An 18340-nucleotide genomic window follows, 5' to 3' on the forward strand; every position below is an offset into this window, starting at 1 on the left:
CCACAGCCGCAGGGCTTCGGTGGCGACGTCCTGATACTCGGGGTGAGAAAGCCGCAAGCTCGCGTCCATACGTCCTCCCGGGTCAGCCGGGCGCGCCGCCGGCCTCTTCGCCCTCTGTCTGTCCGGATTCGTTGTACCACCTCGAATCTTCGCGATCGACGGAAATGGTCAGAAAAGCCGTGGCGCAGGGGGACTTGGCCCGACATGGTCGGCGGACGTCACGCCCGCGGGTGTTGCCGGAGCGAAGAAAGTGGCCGAACTGGTGCGGCTCCGGCCTCAGTTGTTGTACCGGACCGCCTGCGTCGCTCCTGTGATCGCCCGTACTGTGTGCACATGCTCATGCCCACAGGGATAACGGTCGCCGGGGAGGGCCCGAACGGCGCCCACGAACTACGGCGCTGGCTGAGCGCCGAGCCACAACTGCGCGGCCGGATCCGCAGCGGCGCGACGCACGCGGAACCGACGCCCGGCGCCATGGGGATCGCTGCCGACGCACTGCTCGCGGTCCTGGCGCCCGGTGGGGTGGCGGCGGTCTTCGCCGGGGCGGTCGTCGCGTGGGCCCAGACCCGTCGGGGCAGCCAGACGATCACCATGATCCGCCCCGACGGCACGGAGATCACCATCTCCACGACCCAGGTGCGCGGGCTGGACGCCCAGCAGACGAACGACCTGGCCCGCCAGTTGGCGGCGGACCTGGTCGGGGCGGGCAGGCCGGACGACGCGGGCGGCGCCCCGGACGCGGACGTACGGGCTGTCGGCCCGGGCCCGGACGCGGACGTACGGGCTGTCGGCCAAGGCCCGGACGCGGACGTACGGGCTGTCGGCCAAGGCCCGGACGCTGAGGGTGACGTACCGATCGCTGATACGCGTACGGGGTCGCGTACACCGCCCGGGAGCGGCGGCCACGTGTCCGTCGCGCAGGCTGAGCCCGGTCGCCCCGTCGCCCCTCGCGACGGCGCTCCGTCCTCCCCGTGACCCGCCCCCCGTCCGCTGCGAGCCCCCGATCCTTTGCCGCGCCGGGGGTCCACGCGATCCTCGTCGGCACCGGGCATCACACCGACGGCTCGGCACTGCCGGACCTGCCGTCCGTCGACACGACACTCGACGACCTCCAGCAGGTGCTGCACGCGGTCTGCGGCATTGCCGAGGACCGGATCCACCGTGTCCCCGCCGACGCCCGTCCCGAAGACGTCGTCGCGACCGTGGAGCGGGTCGTCGACGAGGCCACCGGGGTGGTGCTGCTCCTCTACGCGGGCCACGGCCTGCTCGGACCCGACGACGAGCTCTATCTCGCCACCCGTGCCTGCCGCTCCGCCGGGCAGGTCTCCGGCGCCGTCCCCTACCGCACGCTCAAGGGGCTGCTCGGTCGCACGGCCGGAGGCAGCGCCGTCGTCCTGGACTGCTGCTTCTCCGGGCTGGCCGACCTGCCCGACGGCAGCCGGCGGGCCGATCCGTTCGTCTCCATGCGTCCCAGCGGCAGCTTCCTGCTCAGCTCCGCCTCGTACCTCGCCCTCTCGTACGCGCCCGAGGGCGAGCGGCACACGCTGTTCGGCGGACGGCTCCTGGAACTCCTCCGGTCGGGCGACCCCACCGGCCCTCCGCATCTCACCCTGGACCACCTGCACACCGCGCTCACGCACAAGTTCCGGGGCGAGCCCATCCAACCGCGGCGGCAGAGCGAGGGGACACTCGACAAACTGGTCCTCGCCCCCAACGCCGCCTACCGCGCCGCCCCCGGCCCGGACGCGGCCCCGCCCGCCGACGTGCCCTGCCCGTACCCGGGTATGAAGCCCTTCCCGGTCGAGGAGAGCGGCTACTTCCGCGGCCGGGACGCGCTCGCCGACCACCTCACCGCTCTCGTGGCGAGTGTCGCACCCTCTCCGCTGGTCCTCGTGGGAGCGTCCGGCGTCGGCAAGTCGTCGCTGTTGCGGGCCGGGCTCCTCGCCCGCCTGGAGCGGCACCCCGAAGCCTGGCCCGTCCTCACGCTGCCCGCCCCCGGCGAGCATCCGCTGCACGCCCTGGCCGACCTGTGGGCGCGGGCCACCGGCCGGAGCCGGCAGCAGGTGCGCGCCGCGCTCGACCGGGGCCGTTTTCCCGCGCCCCTGCGCGGCCACCCGGTCTGCCGGCTGCTGATCGTCGACCAGTTCGAGGAGGTCTTCACCAGCTGCCGCGACGCCGGGGAACGCGACCGGTTCATCACCCTCCTGACATCGCGGCGCCACGAGGGGCCGCGCGTCGTGCTGGGCCTGCGGGCCGACCATTACGGCAGCTGCCTCGCCCACCCCGGTCTCGTGCGCGCCCTCGACCGTCACCGGCTGAACGTGTCGCCGATGACCGGGGACGATCTGCGGGCTGCCGTCGAACAGCCCGCCGAGGCCGCCGGGCTCAGGCTCCAGGACGGGCTCACCGACCGTCTCCTGCAGGACCTCCGGGGCGGCCCGGCCGGACAGACCGAGCAGGCCGGACTCCCCTTCCTCGCGCACGCCCTGCGCGAGACCTGGCTGCGTCGAAGCGGCGCCACCCTCACACTCGCCGGATACCAGGCGACCGGGGGCATCTGGCGGTCCGTCACCACCACGACCGACAAGCTGTACGGGGATCTCGGCGATTCCGGGAGAGCGGACCTGCGCAAGCTGCTGCTGCGGATGGTCGACGTCGGCCCGGACGCCTCCCAGGACGCCGTACGGCGCCGGATCCCGGTCGACGAACTGTCGCTGCGCGAGCGCCCCCTCCTCGACCGGCTCGTCGACGCCCGGCTCGTCACCCTCGACCAGGACGGCGCCCAGATCTCCCACGAGGCGCTGCTGCGCGCCTGGGACCGGCTTCGGGAGTGGATCGACGAGGACCGCACCGAACTCGTCCTCCGCCGCCGGATCACCGACGACGCCGACGCCTGGAAGGCCGCAGGCCACGACCCGGCGTACCTCTACCGGGGAATACGGCTGCAGAGCGCCCACGGCCTGCTCGAAGGCGGCCGCCTGGACCGCGGGCTGGACGGTGAGTTCCTGGCCGCCGGTGTCCGGGCGGCAGGCGCCGAACGGGAGCGGGAGGCCCGCCGTACACGGCGGCTGAAACGAACGCTGCGAGGGGCGGTGCTGGCGCTGTGCGCGGCACTGATCGCCGCGGGTGTCGCGTACCAGCAGCGGTCGACCGCCCGCGCCAACGGCGAGACCGCCCAGAACCGCCAGCTCCAGGCCGCCGCCCGCGCGAACATCAGCACGGACCCGAAGTCGGCGTTGCTGCTCGCCGTCGCCGCGTATCGCGAGGCTCCATCGCCGCAGAGCCGGGCGACGCTGATGGACGTGCTGACCGCGACGCAGTACGCGGGCTCCATCAAGGCACCCGACATCTCGGTCGACTCGCTGTCCTACAGCGACGACGGTCGGACCCTGGCCGTGGGTGGGGGCAACGGTGTCGTCGGGCTGTGGGACGCGTCCAGCCCCGGTGAGCCGCGGGAGCTGGCCGAGGTCGTGACGGAGAAGTCCCTCCCTTGGGGCAATCCCGCGGTCTGGATCGGCGACGGCCGGTCCCTGCTCCTCACCGGAGCGGACCTGGACAACTCCCTGGGCAGGTTCTCCCTCGCGGACCGGAACCGCCCACGGCCCCAGGGCAGGATGCCGATGCGACTGGAAGGGTCCATGGAGGCGTCCGCGTTCAGTCCCGACGGCCGGATGCTGGTCACCTCCACCGTCGGGGAGACGAGGCTCTGGTCGGTGGATCCGGGGCGCGGCGCCGCCCGCGCCCGCGCCGCGATCCCGCAGCGGAAGAGCAACATCAAGGCGATGGCCTTCGGGCCGGACGCCGGTGTCCTGGCACTGGGATGGCAGGACGGGACGGTGGAGCTGTGGGACACCGGGGATCCCGGCCGCCCGCGGAGCCTCGGCTCGCTCGACGGCACCGGCGGCCCCGTGCGCTCGCTGGTCTTCAGCCGGGACGGACGCACCCTTGCCGTCGCGTCCGGCGACGCCCAGGTCCGGTTGTGGGACGTCACCCGGCCCGCCGACGCCCGCCGCACCGCGGTGATCAGCGGGCACGGCGGCTCGGCGGAAGCGGTCGCGCTCAGCAGGGACGGCCGTCTTCTCGCGATAGGCAGCACGGACCACACTGCGACTCTTTGGGACATCTCCCGGACCCGGCCCGTCCGTTCCGCCGTCTTCACCGGACACGACATCACCGTCTCGGCACTGGCCTTCTCACCCGACGGCCGCACCCTGGCGAGTGGCGACGGCAGCGGGTCCGTACTCTTCTGGTCGCTGACGGACCGGCTGACCCCCACCGAGGCCGGGCGGCCCGTCGAGCCGTCCACCCGGAACTACTACCGGTGGCTGGAGGAGGGCATCGCGTCCGCCCTCGCCCCCGACGGGCGGCTGCTGGCCCTGGCCACCGCCGAGCGTGAGCTGAGCCTGATCCCGCTGACGGGGCGCTCCGCGGGCCGCCCGGCGGGCGTGGTCCGGATCGACGAGCCGGGGAGCCTCCGATACCGCGGGCAATGGTTCTCGGCGGACGGTGGCCGCCTCGCCGTCGAGGGCCCCGAGTCCACCGTGACCGTGTGGAACGTGAAGGACCCCGGTCGCCCGGTCCGGGAGTTCCGGCTGAACCTCGCCCCGACCGGCACCGGTGTCCACTCCCTGGCCATCTCGGTACCGGGTGACCTGATGGCGGTCGGCGCGGGGAAGACGGTCACGCTGTGGGACCTCTCCCGGCCAGGGCGGCCGGAGCGGCTGAGCGTCGTCGAGGTGAAGACCGGGACCCCGAAGGTCCTGTTCGATCCCCGGGGCCGCGTCCTCGCGGTCGACTCCGCCCTGTACGACGTCACCGACCCGCGCGCGCCCGAGCAGCTGTCGGATCTGCCCGATCCCGACGCGGACTCCGCCCTTCGGCTCGCCGACCCGCACGCGTTCGCCCCCGACGGCAGGACCCTCGTGGTGAGCGAGGCCAGAGGACTCCTCTTCGACGTGTCCGACCCCAGGCGTCCCCGCTTCCTGAGCCGGCTCCGCACCGGCGACGGAGACGGGCCCTACGCGTTCAGCGGGGACGGCAGGCTGCTCACGGGCAGCGGCTCCGGCACCCAGGTCCTCGTATGGGACGTGTCGGATCCCGCCGCGCCGCACCCGGTCACGTCACTCACCCTCGGCGTGGGGGCCGAGGCGCTCGCCGTCTCGTCCGACGACGCCTTCCTGACCACCTACAACTACCCGGGCACCACCGTTCGCTGGAACATCGCACAACTCGGTGCCACGCTGCGCGATCCCGTCGCCCGCGCCTGCCGGCTGGCCGCGGCCAACCCCACCACCGCCGAGTGGGCGGCCATCGCACCGGGCGTGCCTTTCCAGCGCGTCTGCCCTTCCCTGGCCGCCGCCCCGCCCGAGAGTGACGGGTTCCCCTTCATCTCCCCGGCCCCGGACCCGATCCCTGCCGGGAACTGACGCGGACGGGTCGCTGACCTGGCTCAACGCGCGGGCTTCGAAGTCGCGGTGCTGGTTGCTTCCAGCGGCGGCCCGAACCGTACGGGGCCTACGGGATGGCCCACAGCCGTACCAGGGAGGAGGGTCCCTTTTCGGACACCCTGCGCCACTCGGGGGACAGGAGACAACCCGATGCGCGCCTGCCGCCTCTCACAGGTCGGACACAGCGTCGCCACGGGTGAGTTGGGGCCGTGCTGCTCGTCCACGTTCCGTCACGCACCCGGAAGCCGGAAGTACGAGGAATGATGACCAGATCCCCGCAGGGCCGCACCAACCGCCTGACCCGCCCCTCCATCGCCGTCGCCGCGGCCGTCGCCGTGACCGCGGGCGTCGTCGCCGCGGCGCCCGACGCCAAGACGGCGGAGCCGACGCCGAAGCTCAGCCTGATCGCCGCCTCCACGTCGGTGACGCTCGACTCGTGGAAGGACGATCCCGGCGTCTATCTGGACCTCGGGACCTATCTGACCTCGGAGAACGGCGCCTTCGAGCTGAAGGTGACCCGTAAGTCGTACAAGGATCCGGTCGTCGCCACGCAGGTGCTCCGGAACGGGAAGAAGACCACGAACAAGGCGCTTCCCGCCGGGCTCGTGAAGGACTTCTCCGGGCTGCCGGACTTCGCGCAGGTCTCCGTCACCGACGCGGCCGGCAAGACCGTGCTGAAGCAGACCGAGGCCTTCTGCCCCAACAACGCCTCCGGGCGGATCCGGCCGGAGGCGCCCGCCAAGTCGAAGTATCCGCAGAGCTGCCCGGTCAACCCCTTCACCCTCGGCTCGGTGTGGGGCGTGGAGAACGGCTGGGCGTCCAACACCTACGCCGGGCACTACTCCAAGCCGGTCCAGCTGGCCGCCGGGACCTACACCGCCAAGATCTCCGTGACGAAGAAGTACCGCGACCTCTTCGGCATCGCGAACAAGCCGCAGACCATCAAGGTCACGGTGCGGGAGCGCAGTTGGGAAGAGGAGGAGGGCGCGGCCGCCGCTCCCCGCGGCGCGGCTCGCAAGTCCGCCGCCGGGCACCAGGGGCACACCGGGCACGAAGGACACGGGCAGGCCGCCGACGCGCCCTCCGCCGCGTCCGGGCACGGCGCCCACGCCGCGCACGGCGCCCCCGCCCGTACCGAGGCGCCGGCCACCCGGACGACCGGGGCCGGCCCCACGTTCAACGTCGGCCACGGGCCCTACCCGCCGGCTCCGCCGGCCCTGCCCTGGGCGCTGAAGAAGGAGTCCCTCCAGCGGCAGGCCTTCTCGGCCGCCAAGGTGGGAGACCGCTCCGGGCAGACCGACGGGTCGCGGCAGGCCCCCGGCGCGAAGCCCAACGCCAAGCGGCCCACCGGCAAGGCCGCCGTGCCCGACGTGCCCAAGCCCGACCTGCGCTCGCTGCCCGCGTACGGCATCACCGTCAGCGACGGCTACGAGGAGCAGCCCGGCAAGGACTACCTCGCCTTCAGCGCCAACGTGTGGAACGCGGGCCCGGCCAAGCTCGTCGTGGACGGCTTCCGCTCCCCGGGCAAGGAGCTGATGGACGCCTACCAGTACTTCTACGACGCCAAGGGCAAGCAGGTCGGCTACACCCCGACCGGCACCATGGAGTGGGACCCGCGCTCGGGCCACGAGCACTGGCACTTCACGGACTTCGCCAGCTACCGGCTGCTGAAGGCCGACAAGAAGGAGTCGGTGCGCAGCGGCAAGGAGGCGTTCTGCCTGGCCAACACCGACGCCGTCGACTACACGGTGAAGAACGCCAACTGGCACCCGGACAACACCGACCTGTCCACCGCGTGCGGCCAGGAGAACTCGATCTCCGTCCGCGAGGTGCTCGACGTCGGCTCCGGTGACACCTACACCCAGGACCTGCCCGGCCAGTCCTTCGACATCACCGGCCTGCCGAACGGCACGTACTACATCCAGGTCCTCGCCAACCCGGAGAACCGGCTCAAGGAGACCAACCACAAGAACAACAGCGCCCTGCGCAAGGTCGTCCTCGGCGGCAAGAAGGGCGCCCGCACGGTGAAGGTCCCCGCCCATCACCTGGTGAACGCCAACTAGTCCTGTCCGACGGTGCGTTGATTCGCTGCGTCCCGTACGTTCCGCCGGCCCCGGGGAGAGTCTTCCCGGGGCCGGCGGCGTGGGGCTCGTCAGCCCAGCGCGTCCACCGCCGCCCGCACGGCCCCCGGACGCATCAGGAGATCCGTGCTGTCCGCCCACTGGTCCACGCTCCCGGTCAGCGGCAGGGACCGCAGGTCCGGGTCGGTGACGGTGCGCGCCAGCGCGTGGGCGAAGCGCTCGGCGTGCAGCACCTGGAACGGGCGGCTGTGGTAGGGCCGTCGGGCCGGGTCCACTTCCTCGGCAAGACCCGTGCGGTTCTGCAGCGCGCCCACGGCCTCGTACGCGTCGCAGAGGTGCCTCTCGCGCTCCGGGTGGTCCGTGGCCGTGACGGCGCCCCGCAGCGAGGGCAGCAGTTCGCCGGCCCCGGGCAGCCGGGCGAAGGCGCTCCCCAGCCACTTGCCGTACGGCGCGTACCGCCGCCCCAGGAGCAGGCACAGCCGCATCAGGTCGCGCACGAGCCGCCCCGCGACCACGGCGGACCCCAGATCGTCCCCCACCTCGGCGCAGCGTCCGACGAACGCCTCCTCCTGGGAGATCCGCTGCCACTGGCAGGCCAGCAGATAGCGCCACACCTGGTCCGGATACCAGGCGAGTTCCTGCCGCGCCCGGGTCAGCGCGCCCACCCCGTCGTGGAACACCGCGCCGCCCGTGCTCTCCGCCAGCTTCTGTTGCGGCATGGCCAGCCAGTCGCGGACCGTCGGCTCCCGGGGCTCCCCGCCGGGGCCGGCGAGCGGAAGCCCGAGCCGGTCGCGCAGCCACCCGCCGACGTCGTCGACCGAGACGCGGTGGTCGACCGGTCCTTCGGTCGGGGCCATGTGCCCGATCGGGTCCCCCGGGTCGGCGTGCCGGAAGTGCGTCGGCCAGCCGCGTACCTGCTTGGGCAGCCGCTCGGCGAGCAGGCGGTGCAGCCGCTCCCCGTACGCGGCGGCGTCCGCCGGTTCCAGGAACAGGTCCAGGCGCGGGCCCCACTCGTGGTCCGCCGACCGGGCGGTGTCGAACCCGAGCACCTCGGAGCCGGCGCCGACCCGGGCCGCCGCGTACCGCAGCCCGGGACACTCCGCGTCGAGAATCGGCCGCACCGCCTCCTCGTAGAGGATCCGGGACAGGTCGAGACCGGGCAGGAAGGCGCGGGCGGGCGTCGTCATGCGTCCACTGTGCGGGGTGGGGGCGGCGGAGGCCATCGCATATGTCCGGCAGGGACCACCGCGTTACATCCGCGCGCGCCTCCGGGTCAGTCCTCGCCCTCCAGATTCCCTTCCGTCTCCAGGTACACCTGGCGCAGCGCGTCCAGCACCGCCGGGTCGGGCTTGGCCCACATGCCGCGCGACTCGGCCTCCAGCAGGCGTTCCGCGATGCCGTGCAGGGCCCAGGGGTTGGCCTCCTGGAGGAACTGCTTGTTCTCCGGGTCGAGGACGTACGTCTCGGTGAGCTTGTCGTACATCCAGTCGGCGACGACGCCGGTCGTGGCGTCGTAGCCGAAGAGGTAGTCGACGGTGGCCGCCAGCTCGAACGCGCCCTTGTAGCCGTGGCGGCGCATCGCCTCGATCCACTTGGGGTTGACGACGCGGGCGCGGAAGACGCGGGACGTCTCCTCGACCAGGGTGCGGGTGCGCACGGTCTCGGGGCGGGTGGAGTCCCCGATGTACGCCTCCGGGGCCGTGCCCTTCAGCGCGCGCACGGTGGCCACCATGCCGCCGTGGTACTGGAAGTAGTCGTCGGAGTCCGCGATGTCGTGCTCGCGGGTGTCGGTGTTCTTCGCGGCGACCTCGATGCGCTTGTAGGCGCTCTCCATCTCCTCCCGGGCCGGGCGGCCGTCCAGCTCACGGCCGTAGGCGTAGCCGCCCCAGACCGTGTAGACCTCGGCGAGGTCGGCGTCGGTGCGCCAGTCGCGGGAGTCGATGAGCTGGAGGAGGCCCGCGCCGTAGGTGCCGGGCCGCGAGCCGAAGATCCTTGTCGTCGCCCGGCGTTCGTCGCCGTGCTCGGCCAGGTCGGCCTGGGTGTGCGCCCGTACGTAGTTCCGCTCGGCCGGCTCGTCCAGCGAGGCGGCCAGGCGTACGGCGTCGTCGAGGAGCCCGACCGTGTGCGGGAAGGCGTCGCGGAAGAAGCCCGAGATGCGGAGGGTCACGTCGATGCGGGGGCGGCCCAGCTCCTCGTACGGGATGGGTTCCAGGCCGGTCACGCGGCGCGAGGCGTCGTCCCAGACGGGGCGGATGCCGAGCAGCGCGAACGCCTCCGCGATGTCGTCGCCCGCCGTGCGCATCGCGCTGGTGCCCCAGAGGGACAGGCCGACCGAGGTGGGCCAGTCGCCGTTGTCGGTGCGGTAGCGGGTCAGGAGCGAGTCGGCCAGGGCCTGGCCCGTCTCCCATGCCAGCTTGGAGGGGACCGCCTTCGGGTCCACCGAGTAGAAGTTGCGGCCCGTCGGGAGGACGTTGACCAGGCCGCGCAGCGGGGACCCGGACGGGCCGGCCGGGACGAAGCCGCCGTTCAACGCGTGCACGGCGTGGGTGAGTTCGTCGGTCGTGGCCGCCATGCGCGGGACCACCTCGGTGGCCGCGAAGGTCAGGATGTCGGCCACCGCGTCCGGCAGGCCTGCGGCGACCCCTGCCACGGCGGCCACGTCCCAGTCGGCGTCGTCCATCGCCTGGACGAGCGCGCGGGCCTGCTCCTCGATGGTGTCCGCGTCCGTGCGGGTGGCGGCCGACTCGTCGAGGCCGAGCGCCTCGCGCAGCCCGGGGAGGGAAGCCGTGCCGCCCCAGATCTGGCGGGCGCGGAGGACCGCCAGGACCAGGTTGACCCGGTCGTTCCCGGCGGGCGGGTTGCCCAGGACGTGCAGACCGTCGCGGATCTGGACGTCCTTGATCTCGCAGAGCCAGCCGTCGAGATGCATGATGAAGTCGTCGAAGCCCTCGTCCTCCGGGCGGTCCGCCACCCCGAGGTCGTGGTCGAGCTTCGCGGCCTGGATCAGCGTCCAGATCTGCGCGCGGATGGCGGGCAGCTTCGCCGGGTCCATCGCGGCGATCTGCGCGTGCTCGTCGAGGAGTTGCTCCAGGCGCGCGATGTCGCCGTAGCTGTCGGCGCGAGCCATCGGCGGCACCAGGTGGTCGATCAGCGTGGCGTGGACACGGCGCTTGGCCTGCGTGCCCTCGCCCGGGTCGTTCACCAGGAACGGGTAGACCAGGGGGAGATCGCCGAGGGCCGCGTCCGGACCGCAGGCGGCCGACAGACCCGCGTTCTTGCCGGGCAGCCACTCCAGGTTGCCGTGCTTGCCCAGGTGGATCATGGCGTCCGCGCCGAAGCCGTTGTCCTCGGCGGAGGCGGCGATCCAGCGGTAGGCGGCCAAGTAGTGGTGGGACGGCGGGAGATCGGGGTCGTGGTAGATCGCGATCGGGTTCTCGCCGAAGCCGCGCGGCGGCTGGATGAGGATGAGGAGGTTCCCGCGCCGCAGGGCCGCGAGGACGATGTCGCCCTCCGGGTTGGCGGAGCGGTCGACGAACATCTCGCCGGGGGCCGGGCCCCAGTGCCGCTCGACCGCGAGCCGCAGCTCCTCGGGGAGGGTGGCGAACCAGCGGCGGTAGTCGGCGGCCGGAATACGGACCGGGTTCTTCGCCAGTTGCTCGTCGGTCAGCCACTCCTGGTCGTGGCCGCCCGCGTCGATCAGCGCGTAGATCAACTCGTCGCCGTCGCCGGAGACCAGTCCCGGGATCTCCTCCCCGGGCCCGAAGTCGTACCCCTCGGCGCGCAGCCGGCGCAGCAGGGCGACGGCGCTGGCGGGGGTGTCGAGGCCGACCGCGTTCCCGATGCGGGAGTGCTTGGTCGGGTAGGCGGAGAGCACGAGCGCTATGCGCTTCTCCGCGTTGGGGATGGTGCGGAGCTTCGCGTGGCGTACGGCGATCCCGGCAACCCGGGCCGCGCGCTCGGTGTCGGCGACGTACGCCGGGAGCCCGTCCTCGTCGATCTCCTTGAAGGAGAAGGGGACGGTGATCAGCCGCCCGTCGAACTCGGGCACCGCGATCTGGGTGGCCGCGTCGAGCGGGGAGACGCCCTCGTCGTTACCCTCCCAGGCGGCGCGCGGGCTGGTGAGGCAGAGCGCCTGGAGGATCGGCACGTCGAGCTGGGTCAGTGCCCCGGCGTCCCACGACTCGTCGTCACCGCCGGCCGAGGCCTCGGCGGGCTTGGTGCCGCCCGCCGCGAGGACGGTGGTGACGATGGCGTCGGCGGCGCGGAGCTGGTCGATGAGGTCGGCCTCCGGGGTACGGAGGGAGGCGACGTACAGCGGGAGCGGACGGGCCCCCGCGTCCTCCACGGCGGTGCACAACGCGTCGACGAACGCGGTGTTCCCGCTCATGTGGTGGGCGCGGTAGTAGAGGACGGCGACCGTCGGCGCACCCTCGGGCACCGCGCGGGCCTCCCGCTCCAGCGGGCCCCACGCGGGGGCCGGGGCGGGCGGCTCGAAGCCGTGGCCGGTCAGCAGCACGGTGTCGGAGAGGAACCGGCCCAGCTGCTCCAGGTTGGCGGGACCGCCGTGCGCGAGGTAGGCGTGCGCCTCGGCCGCGATGCCGATCGGCACGGTGGAGGCGGCCATCAACTGCGCGTCGGGGGCCTGCTCACCGGTCAGCACGACGACCGGGCGGCCGGTGGCCAGCACCGCGTCGAGCCCCTCCTGCCACGCCCGTACGCCGCCGAGGAGGCGTACGACGACGAGGTCGACGCCGTCCAGCAGGTCCGGCAGTCCGTCGAGGGAGACGCGGGAGGGGTTGGCGTACCGGTAGCTGACCGGTCCCTCGGAAGCGCGGGCGCTCAGGAGGTCGGTGTCGGACGTCGACAGGAGCAGGATCATGCTGCGTCAGGCCTTCCTCGGGGTGTCCACGCCCCGGGCGGTGTCGGAGGGTCTCCCCTGCCGCCCGGCGGAGGGCCGGGCACCGCACCCGGTGGGAAACCGGGCGCTCGGGGAAGGGAGTTCCTGACTCGCCCGGCAGCCGGTGATGGCGGCGGCCGGGCTCACAGTGGCGGGACCGCGCCGGAATCTCACCGGGCTTCCTCCCCTGTCGCCGTCTGGCGATGGCGGCCTGAACGGACCACCGCCTGCATCCTAAGCGGCGGGGGTGGGGCGGGGCAGGGGGCGGGGGTGCGGTGGTGATCACTGTTTGCGGAGGCGGGACGCATCCGGACCTGGGCCCGGGCGTGGACGGGACCCCTTCGGCGCGGGCGCGGGTGGCGGGCCCTGTCCCGCAGGTCACAGCGGAGAGCCCGCCGATCGGATCGGCACGGTCGGTATGCTCGCCGCCATGCCCGATTCCGCCCCCTCGCCCCTTTCCGCGGGCGGCCCGGCCCCCCGCGACGGCGGCGACGCCTGCCCGGGAACGCTGCGGCTGCACCGGGCCGACGACGGTGCGCTGGCCCGGGTCCGGGTGCCCGGCGGGGTGCTGAGCGCGGACCGGGCGGACGCGCTGCTCGCGGCGGCCGGCCGGTTCGGCGACGGGGAACTGCATCTCACCTCGCGGGGAAACGTCCAGCTGCGCGGCCTCGACGCGGAGTGCGGCGGCGGGCTCGCCGCGCTGCTCACCGCCGCCGGGCTGCTGCCGTCCGCCGCGCACGAGCGGGCCCGCAACATCGTGGCCTCGCCGCTCGCCGGACTGGACGGCTCCCCCGCACTCGGCCACCGGCTGGCCGAGCTGGACGCCCTGGTCTGCGGGTCGGCCGCCGCCGCCGCGCTCTCCGGCCGCTTCCTGTTCGCCCTGGACGACGGGCGCGGTGACGTGGACGCGCTGGGGGCGGACGTGACCCTGATCGCGGAGGGCGCGGAAGTCCTGCTGCGGATCGGTGCCGAGGACGAGGTGTTCCGGGTCCCCGCTGCCGATGCCCCGCGCACCGCCCTCCTGGCCGCCGAGGCGTTCCTGCGCGCCGCCCGGGACTCCGGCGCGTGGCGGGTGAAGGACCTGCCCGACGAGGTACGGGCAGGGCTGGTCCGTGCCATCGGGGAGGCGGCCGGCCCGGCGGTGCGCCGCCCCCGCCCGCGGACGGCCACGCCCCCCGCGCCGGGCCCGCACGGTTCCCCGGCCGCGATCAGCGTCGACGTACCCCTGGGACGCCTCACTCCCGCCCAGTGGCGGCTGCTCACCGAAACGGCCCGGCGGTACGGGGACGAGCTGCGGCTCACCCCGTGGCGCGGGATCGTCGTCCCCGGGCCCTTCGGGCGGCCGGACGACGCGGCAAAGGCGCTCCACACCCTGGCGGCGGCCGGGCTGATCACCGCCCCCGACTCCCCGTGGACCGGTGTCGGCGCGTGCATCGGCCGCCCCGGCTGCGCGAAGTCGCTGGCCGACGTGCGGGCCGAGGCGGGGGCCGCTGTCGGACCGCCCGGGCGGCTACCTGTGTACTGGTCCGGGTGCGAACGCCGCTGCGGCCACCCCCACGGGGAGTGGATCGACGTGGTGGTCACACCCGACGGGCACCGGATCTCGCACGTACGGGGCGAGCGGCGGGAGGCCCCGGAGACGGTCCGGGACGACCCGGCCGCGCTGGCGGCCGCGGTGGCCGCGGCCCGCGCCCGATCCCTCTGATCCATCAGCTGAAGAAAGCGACAGCACTGTGCACCAGTACGAGAAGGACGGACCGGCGATCTACCGCCAGTCCTTCGCCACCATCCGCGCGGAGGCGGATCTGACCGGGCTGCCCGCCGATGTGAGCCAGGTCGCCGTCCGGATGATCCACGCCTGCGGCATGGTCGACCTCGTAACGGACCTCGCCTTCTCGCCGAACGCCGTGGCCGACGCCCGCGCGGCCCTGCGCTCCGGCGCGCCGATCCTCTGCGACGTGGCGATGGTGGCCAGCGGGGTCACCCGCAAGCGGCTGCCCGCCGACAACGACGTGGTGTGCACGCTGTCCGACCCGTCCGTGCCGGAGCTGGCCGCGAAGATGGGCACGACCCGCAGCGCGGCGGCCCTGGAGCTGTGGCGGGACCGGATGGAGGGGGCGGTGGTCGCGGTCGGCAACGCCCCGACCGCCCTGTTCCGGCTGCTGGAGATGATCGAGGAGGGCGCCCCGCGCCCGGCCGCCGTGATCGGCGTCCCGGTCGGCTTCGTCGGCGCGATGGAGTCCAAGGAGGCGCTGGCCGAGCACCCTTCGGGCCTGGAGCACCTGATCGTCCGGGGCCGGCGCGGCGGCAGCGCGATAGCGGCCGCGGCGCTCAACGCCATCGCGAGCGAGGAAGAGTAGTGAACTCTCCGAAGACCTCTCCAGTGACCTCTCCTGCGGCTCCTCCGGCGGATTCTCCGGTGACCTCTCCGGTGACCTCTCCGGTGAAGGACACCCGTACCGGCAAGCTCTACGGTGTCGGGCTCGGCCCCGGCGACCCGAACCTGATGACGCTGCGGGCCGTCCAGGCGATCGGCGAGGCGGACGTCGTCGCGTACCACAGCGCCCGGCACGGCCGCTCGATCGCCCGGTCCATCGCGGCGGCGCACCTGCGGCCCGACCACGTCGAGGAGGCCTTGGTCTACCCCGTCACGACGGAGACCACGGACCACCCGGGCGGCTACCGGGGCGCGCTGGAGGAGTTCTACGAGAAGGCGGCGGCCCGCCTCGCGGCGCATCTGGACGCGGGCCTGACCGTCGCGGTCCTCGCCGAGGGCGACCCGATGTTCTACGGCTCGTACATGCACATGCACAAGCGCCTGGCCGGCCGGTACGCGACCGAGGTCATCCCGGGCGTGACCTCGGTCAGCGCGGCAGCGGCCCGCCTCGGCACCCCGCTGGTCGAGGGCGAGGAGATCCTCACGATCCTGCCCGGCACGCTCCCCGAGGAGGAGCTGACGGCCCGTCTCGCCGCGACGGACACGGCGGTGGTGATGAAGCTGGGGCGGACGTTCCCCGCGGTGCGCGGGGCGTTCGAGGCATCGGGGCGGCTGGACGAGGCGCGGTACGTCGAGCGGGCGACGATGGCCGGGGAGCGTACGGGCGAACTGGCCGACGTCGACCCGGAGTCGGTCCCGTACTTCTCGGTGGCGGTGCTGCCGAGCCGGGTGGACGCGCCGCGCCCTTCCGGACGGACCACCGGCGAGGTCGTGGTGGTCGGCACCGGCCCGGCGGGCCCGCTGTGGCTGACGCCGGAGACGCGGGGCGCGCTGGCGGCCGCCGACGACCTGGTCGGCTACACCACCTACCTGGACCGGGTGCCGGTCCGACCGGGTCAGGCGCGGCACGGCTCGGACAACAAGGTGGAGTCGGAGCGGGCGGAGTTCGCGTTGGACCTGGCCCGGCGGGGCCGCCGGGTCGCGGTGGTCTCGGGCGGCGACCCCGGGGTCTTCGCGATGGCGACGGCGGTCCTGGAGGTGGCCTCGCAGGAGGCGTACGCGGACCTTCCCGTCCGGGTCCTGCCCGGCGTCACCGCGGCGAACGCCGCCGCTGCCCGCGCGGGGGCGCCGCTGGGCCACGACTACGCCACGATCTCCCTCTCGGACCGGCTGAAGCCGTGGGAAGTGATCGCGGAACGCCTGCGCGCGGCGGCCTCGGCGGACCTGGTGCTGGCTCTGTACAACCCGGGCTCCAAGTCCCGTACGTGGCAGGTCGGCAAGGCCCGCGACCTGCTCCTGGAGCACCGCTCCCCGGACACCCCGGTCGTCCTGGCACGGGACGTCGGCGGCCCGACGGAGAGCGTACGCACGGTGCGGCTGGCGGATGTCGACCCGGCGGAGGTCGACATGCGGACGCTGCTGATCGTGGGCTCGTCGCAGACGCGGTGGGTACGGAGGGACGGTTCCGACGCCGACCGGGGCATCGTGTGGACGCCGCGCCGCTACCCGGAGGCGTAGAGCCGGCGCACCCACCGCACGGCCTCGTCGGGCGTACGGGCCACCGGGACACCTTCCGGTACCGGTGGCCTCCGTACGACCACGACGGGTATCCGGGCCTCGCGGGCGGCGAGAAGCTTGGGGGCGGTGGCGCTGCCGCCGCTGTCCTTGGTGACGAGGACGTCGAGGCGGTACCGGCGGATGATCTCCCGCTCGCCCGCGAGATCGAACGGCCCCCGGTCGAGCAGGACCTCCATCCGGGCCGGCCAGGGCGGCTCGGGAGCGTCGACGGACCGTACGAGGAACCACAGCGCGTCGAGGTCCGTGCCCGCGAAGGCGGCGAGCCCCATCCGCCCGGTGGTGAGGAAGACCCGCTCCCCCAGCGCGGGCAGCAGCTCGGCGGCCTCGGCGAGCGATCCGGCGACGTGCCAGCGGTCACCGTCCTGGGCGGCCCAGCCGGGCCGGCGGAGGGCGAGGAGGGGAACATGGGCCCGGGCGGCGGCCTCGGCCGCGTTCCGGCTCATGGTCGCGGCGAAGGGGTGGGTGGCGTCGACGAGGGCGTCCACGTCGTGCTCACGCATCCAGGCGGCGAGCCCGTCCGGCCCGCCGAACCCGCCGACGCGCACGTCACCGGGCGGAAACGTCGGCGAGGCGACCCGTCCGGCGAGCGAGGTGGTGACACGGACGCGCCGGTCACCGGCGAGGCTCTCGGCCAGCCGGCGGGCCTCGGTGGTCCCTCCCAGAACAAGCACATGCACAGGCACAGGCATCGGAACGGACTCTCTTCATGAACGCTGAGGCGCGGGGCGGTCGCAGCGCCCAACTCAAGCACACCGGCCTGCGCCCCGGCTGGACGACCGGTGCCTGCGCGACGGCGGCGACGACCGCCGCGTACACGGCGCTGCTGACCGGCGACTTCCCGGACCCGGTGAGCATCACGCTGCCGAAGGGGCAGACACCGGCGTTCGCGCTGGCGGTGGAGGAGCTGACGGCCGGGCGGGGCACGGCGACGGCCGGAGTGGTGAAGGACGCGGGCGACGACCCGGACGTGACGCACGGGGCGCTCGTGCGGGCGACCGTGCGGAAGCTGCCGCCGGGCTCCGGGGTGGTGTTCCGGGCGGGCCCGGGCGTGGGCACGGTCACCCTCCCCGGCCTGCCGCTGGACGTCGGTGAGCCCGCGGTGAACCCGGTGCCGCGCCGGCTGATGCGCGAGCACGTGGAGCGGGTGGCGGCGGAGCACGGCGGGACGGGGGACGTGGAGATCACGGTCTCGGTCGACCACGGGGAGGAGATCGCCCGCTCGACGTGGAACGGCCGCCTGGGAATCCTGGGCGGCCTGTCGATCCTGGGCACGACGGGGGTGGTGGTCCCGTACTCCTGCTCGGCGTGGATCGACTCGATCCGCCGGGGCGTGGACGTGGCGCGGGCGGCGGGCCTGACCCATGTGGCGGGCTGCACGGGCTCGACGTCGGAGAGGACGGTGGCCGCGGAGTACGGCCTGCCGGACATCGCGCTGCTGGACATGGGGGACTTCGCGGGCGCGGTGCTGAAGTACGTACGCCGCCACCCGGTCGACCGCCTCACGATCTGCGGCGGCTTCGCCAAGCTCTCCAAGCTCGCGGCGGGCCACCTGGACCTCCACTCGGCCCGCTCCCAGGTGAACAAGCCCTTCCTGGCCGGCCTGGCCCGGACGGGCGGCGCGGACGAGGAGCTGGCCTCCCGGATCGCCACCGCCAACACGGGCCTGGAGGCGCTGCGTCTGTGCGAGGCGGCGGGCGTCCCCCTGGGCGACCTGGTGGCGGCCCGCGCCCGCGAGGAAGCGCTGGCGGTGCTGCGGGGGGCGCCGGTCGCGGTGGACGTAGTCTGCATCGACCGGGCGGGGGTGGTGGTGGGGCGGGGGTAGCCCGCCACCCCCGCTGAGAACAGGAAGGCGTCCCGGCCCCCCACACCCTCCCCAACACCACGTCCCCTTCCGCCCGTT

Annotated in this window: 10 protein-coding genes and 1 riboswitch; of the genes, 7 read left to right on the top strand and 3 right to left on the bottom strand. The window is 73.8% G+C overall.

Annotation, left to right across the window (positions count from 1 at the left end):
• The first annotated feature begins 333 nt into the window (after positions 1 to 333).
• From ACFWRV_RS14530 to ACFWRV_RS14540, 3 genes are all read left to right on the top strand, one after another.
• Complete coding sequence (locus ACFWRV_RS14530; RefSeq protein ID WP_384333525.1) at positions 334 to 975, top strand: hypothetical protein; 642 nt, start codon at positions 334 to 336, stop codon at positions 973 to 975.
• A complete protein-coding gene (locus ACFWRV_RS14535) occupies positions 972 to 5426 on the top strand; it encodes a hypothetical protein (protein WP_384333528.1) in 4455 nt (1484 codons plus the stop codon). Before ACFWRV_RS14530 ends, ACFWRV_RS14535 begins: the two co-directional genes overlap by 4 nt.
• A gap of 281 nt (positions 5427 to 5707) precedes the next feature.
• Positions 5708 to 7510, top strand: a complete 1803-nt coding sequence (locus ACFWRV_RS14540; RefSeq protein WP_384333531.1) for a lysyl oxidase family protein — start codon at positions 5708 to 5710, stop codon at positions 7508 to 7510.
• Between the two features lie 89 nt (positions 7511 to 7599).
• On the opposite strand, the gene ACFWRV_RS14545 is transcribed toward ACFWRV_RS14540, so the two are convergent.
• Together ACFWRV_RS14545 and cobN are read right to left on the bottom strand one after the other, a co-directional pair.
• Entirely contained in the window at positions 7600 to 8715 is a 1116-nt protein-coding gene (locus ACFWRV_RS14545) for a DUF4037 domain-containing protein (protein ID WP_384333534.1), read from the bottom strand.
• A gap of 86 nt (positions 8716 to 8801) precedes the next feature.
• Entirely contained in the window at positions 8802 to 12407 is a 3606-nt protein-coding gene (gene cobN / locus ACFWRV_RS14550) for a cobaltochelatase subunit CobN (RefSeq protein ID WP_384333537.1), read from the bottom strand.
• Between the two features lie 117 nt (positions 12408 to 12524).
• Positions 12525 to 12610: riboswitch (cobalamin riboswitch) on the bottom strand.
• A 233-nt stretch (positions 12611 to 12843) separates the two neighbouring features.
• Here cobN and ACFWRV_RS14555 point away from each other — a divergent pair.
• Genes ACFWRV_RS14555 through ACFWRV_RS14565 form a run of 3 tightly spaced genes read left to right on the top strand, consistent with a single transcriptional unit; the run spans position 12844 to position 16380 of the window.
• Positions 12844 to 14130, top strand: coding sequence for a cobalamin biosynthesis protein CobG (locus ACFWRV_RS14555; RefSeq protein ID WP_384333540.1), 1287 nt, complete (start codon positions 12844 to 12846; stop codon positions 14128 to 14130).
• 28 nt (positions 14131 to 14158) lie between these two features.
• On the top strand, positions 14159 to 14785 hold the full coding sequence (locus ACFWRV_RS14560) for a precorrin-8X methylmutase (RefSeq protein ID WP_384333543.1): 627 nt from the start codon (positions 14159 to 14161) through the stop codon (positions 14783 to 14785).
• A 59-nt stretch (positions 14786 to 14844) separates the two neighbouring features.
• Positions 14845 to 16380, top strand: a complete 1536-nt coding sequence (locus tag ACFWRV_RS14565; RefSeq protein WP_384333546.1) for a precorrin-2 C(20)-methyltransferase — start codon at positions 14845 to 14847, stop codon at positions 16378 to 16380.
• Here ACFWRV_RS14565 and ACFWRV_RS14570 read toward each other — a convergent pair.
• On the bottom strand, positions 16365 to 17129 hold the full coding sequence (locus ACFWRV_RS14570; protein WP_384333549.1) for a cobalt-precorrin-6A reductase: 765 nt from the start codon (positions 17127 to 17129) through the stop codon (positions 16365 to 16367). The two genes, ACFWRV_RS14565 and ACFWRV_RS14570, sit on opposite strands and share 16 nt — an antisense overlap.
• A gap of 17 nt (positions 17130 to 17146) precedes the next feature.
• On the opposite strand from ACFWRV_RS14570, the gene ACFWRV_RS14575 reads away from it, so the two are divergent.
• On the top strand, positions 17147 to 18262 hold the full coding sequence (locus ACFWRV_RS14575) for a cobalt-precorrin-5B (C(1))-methyltransferase (protein ID WP_384333552.1): 1116 nt from the start codon (positions 17147 to 17149) through the stop codon (positions 18260 to 18262).
• Positions 18263 to 18340 lie beyond the last annotated feature (78 nt).

Origin of the sequence: Streptomyces sp. NPDC058576, from assembly GCF_042718715.1 — a bacterium.
Taxonomy (GTDB): Bacteria; Actinomycetota; Actinomycetes; order Streptomycetales; family Streptomycetaceae; genus Streptomyces.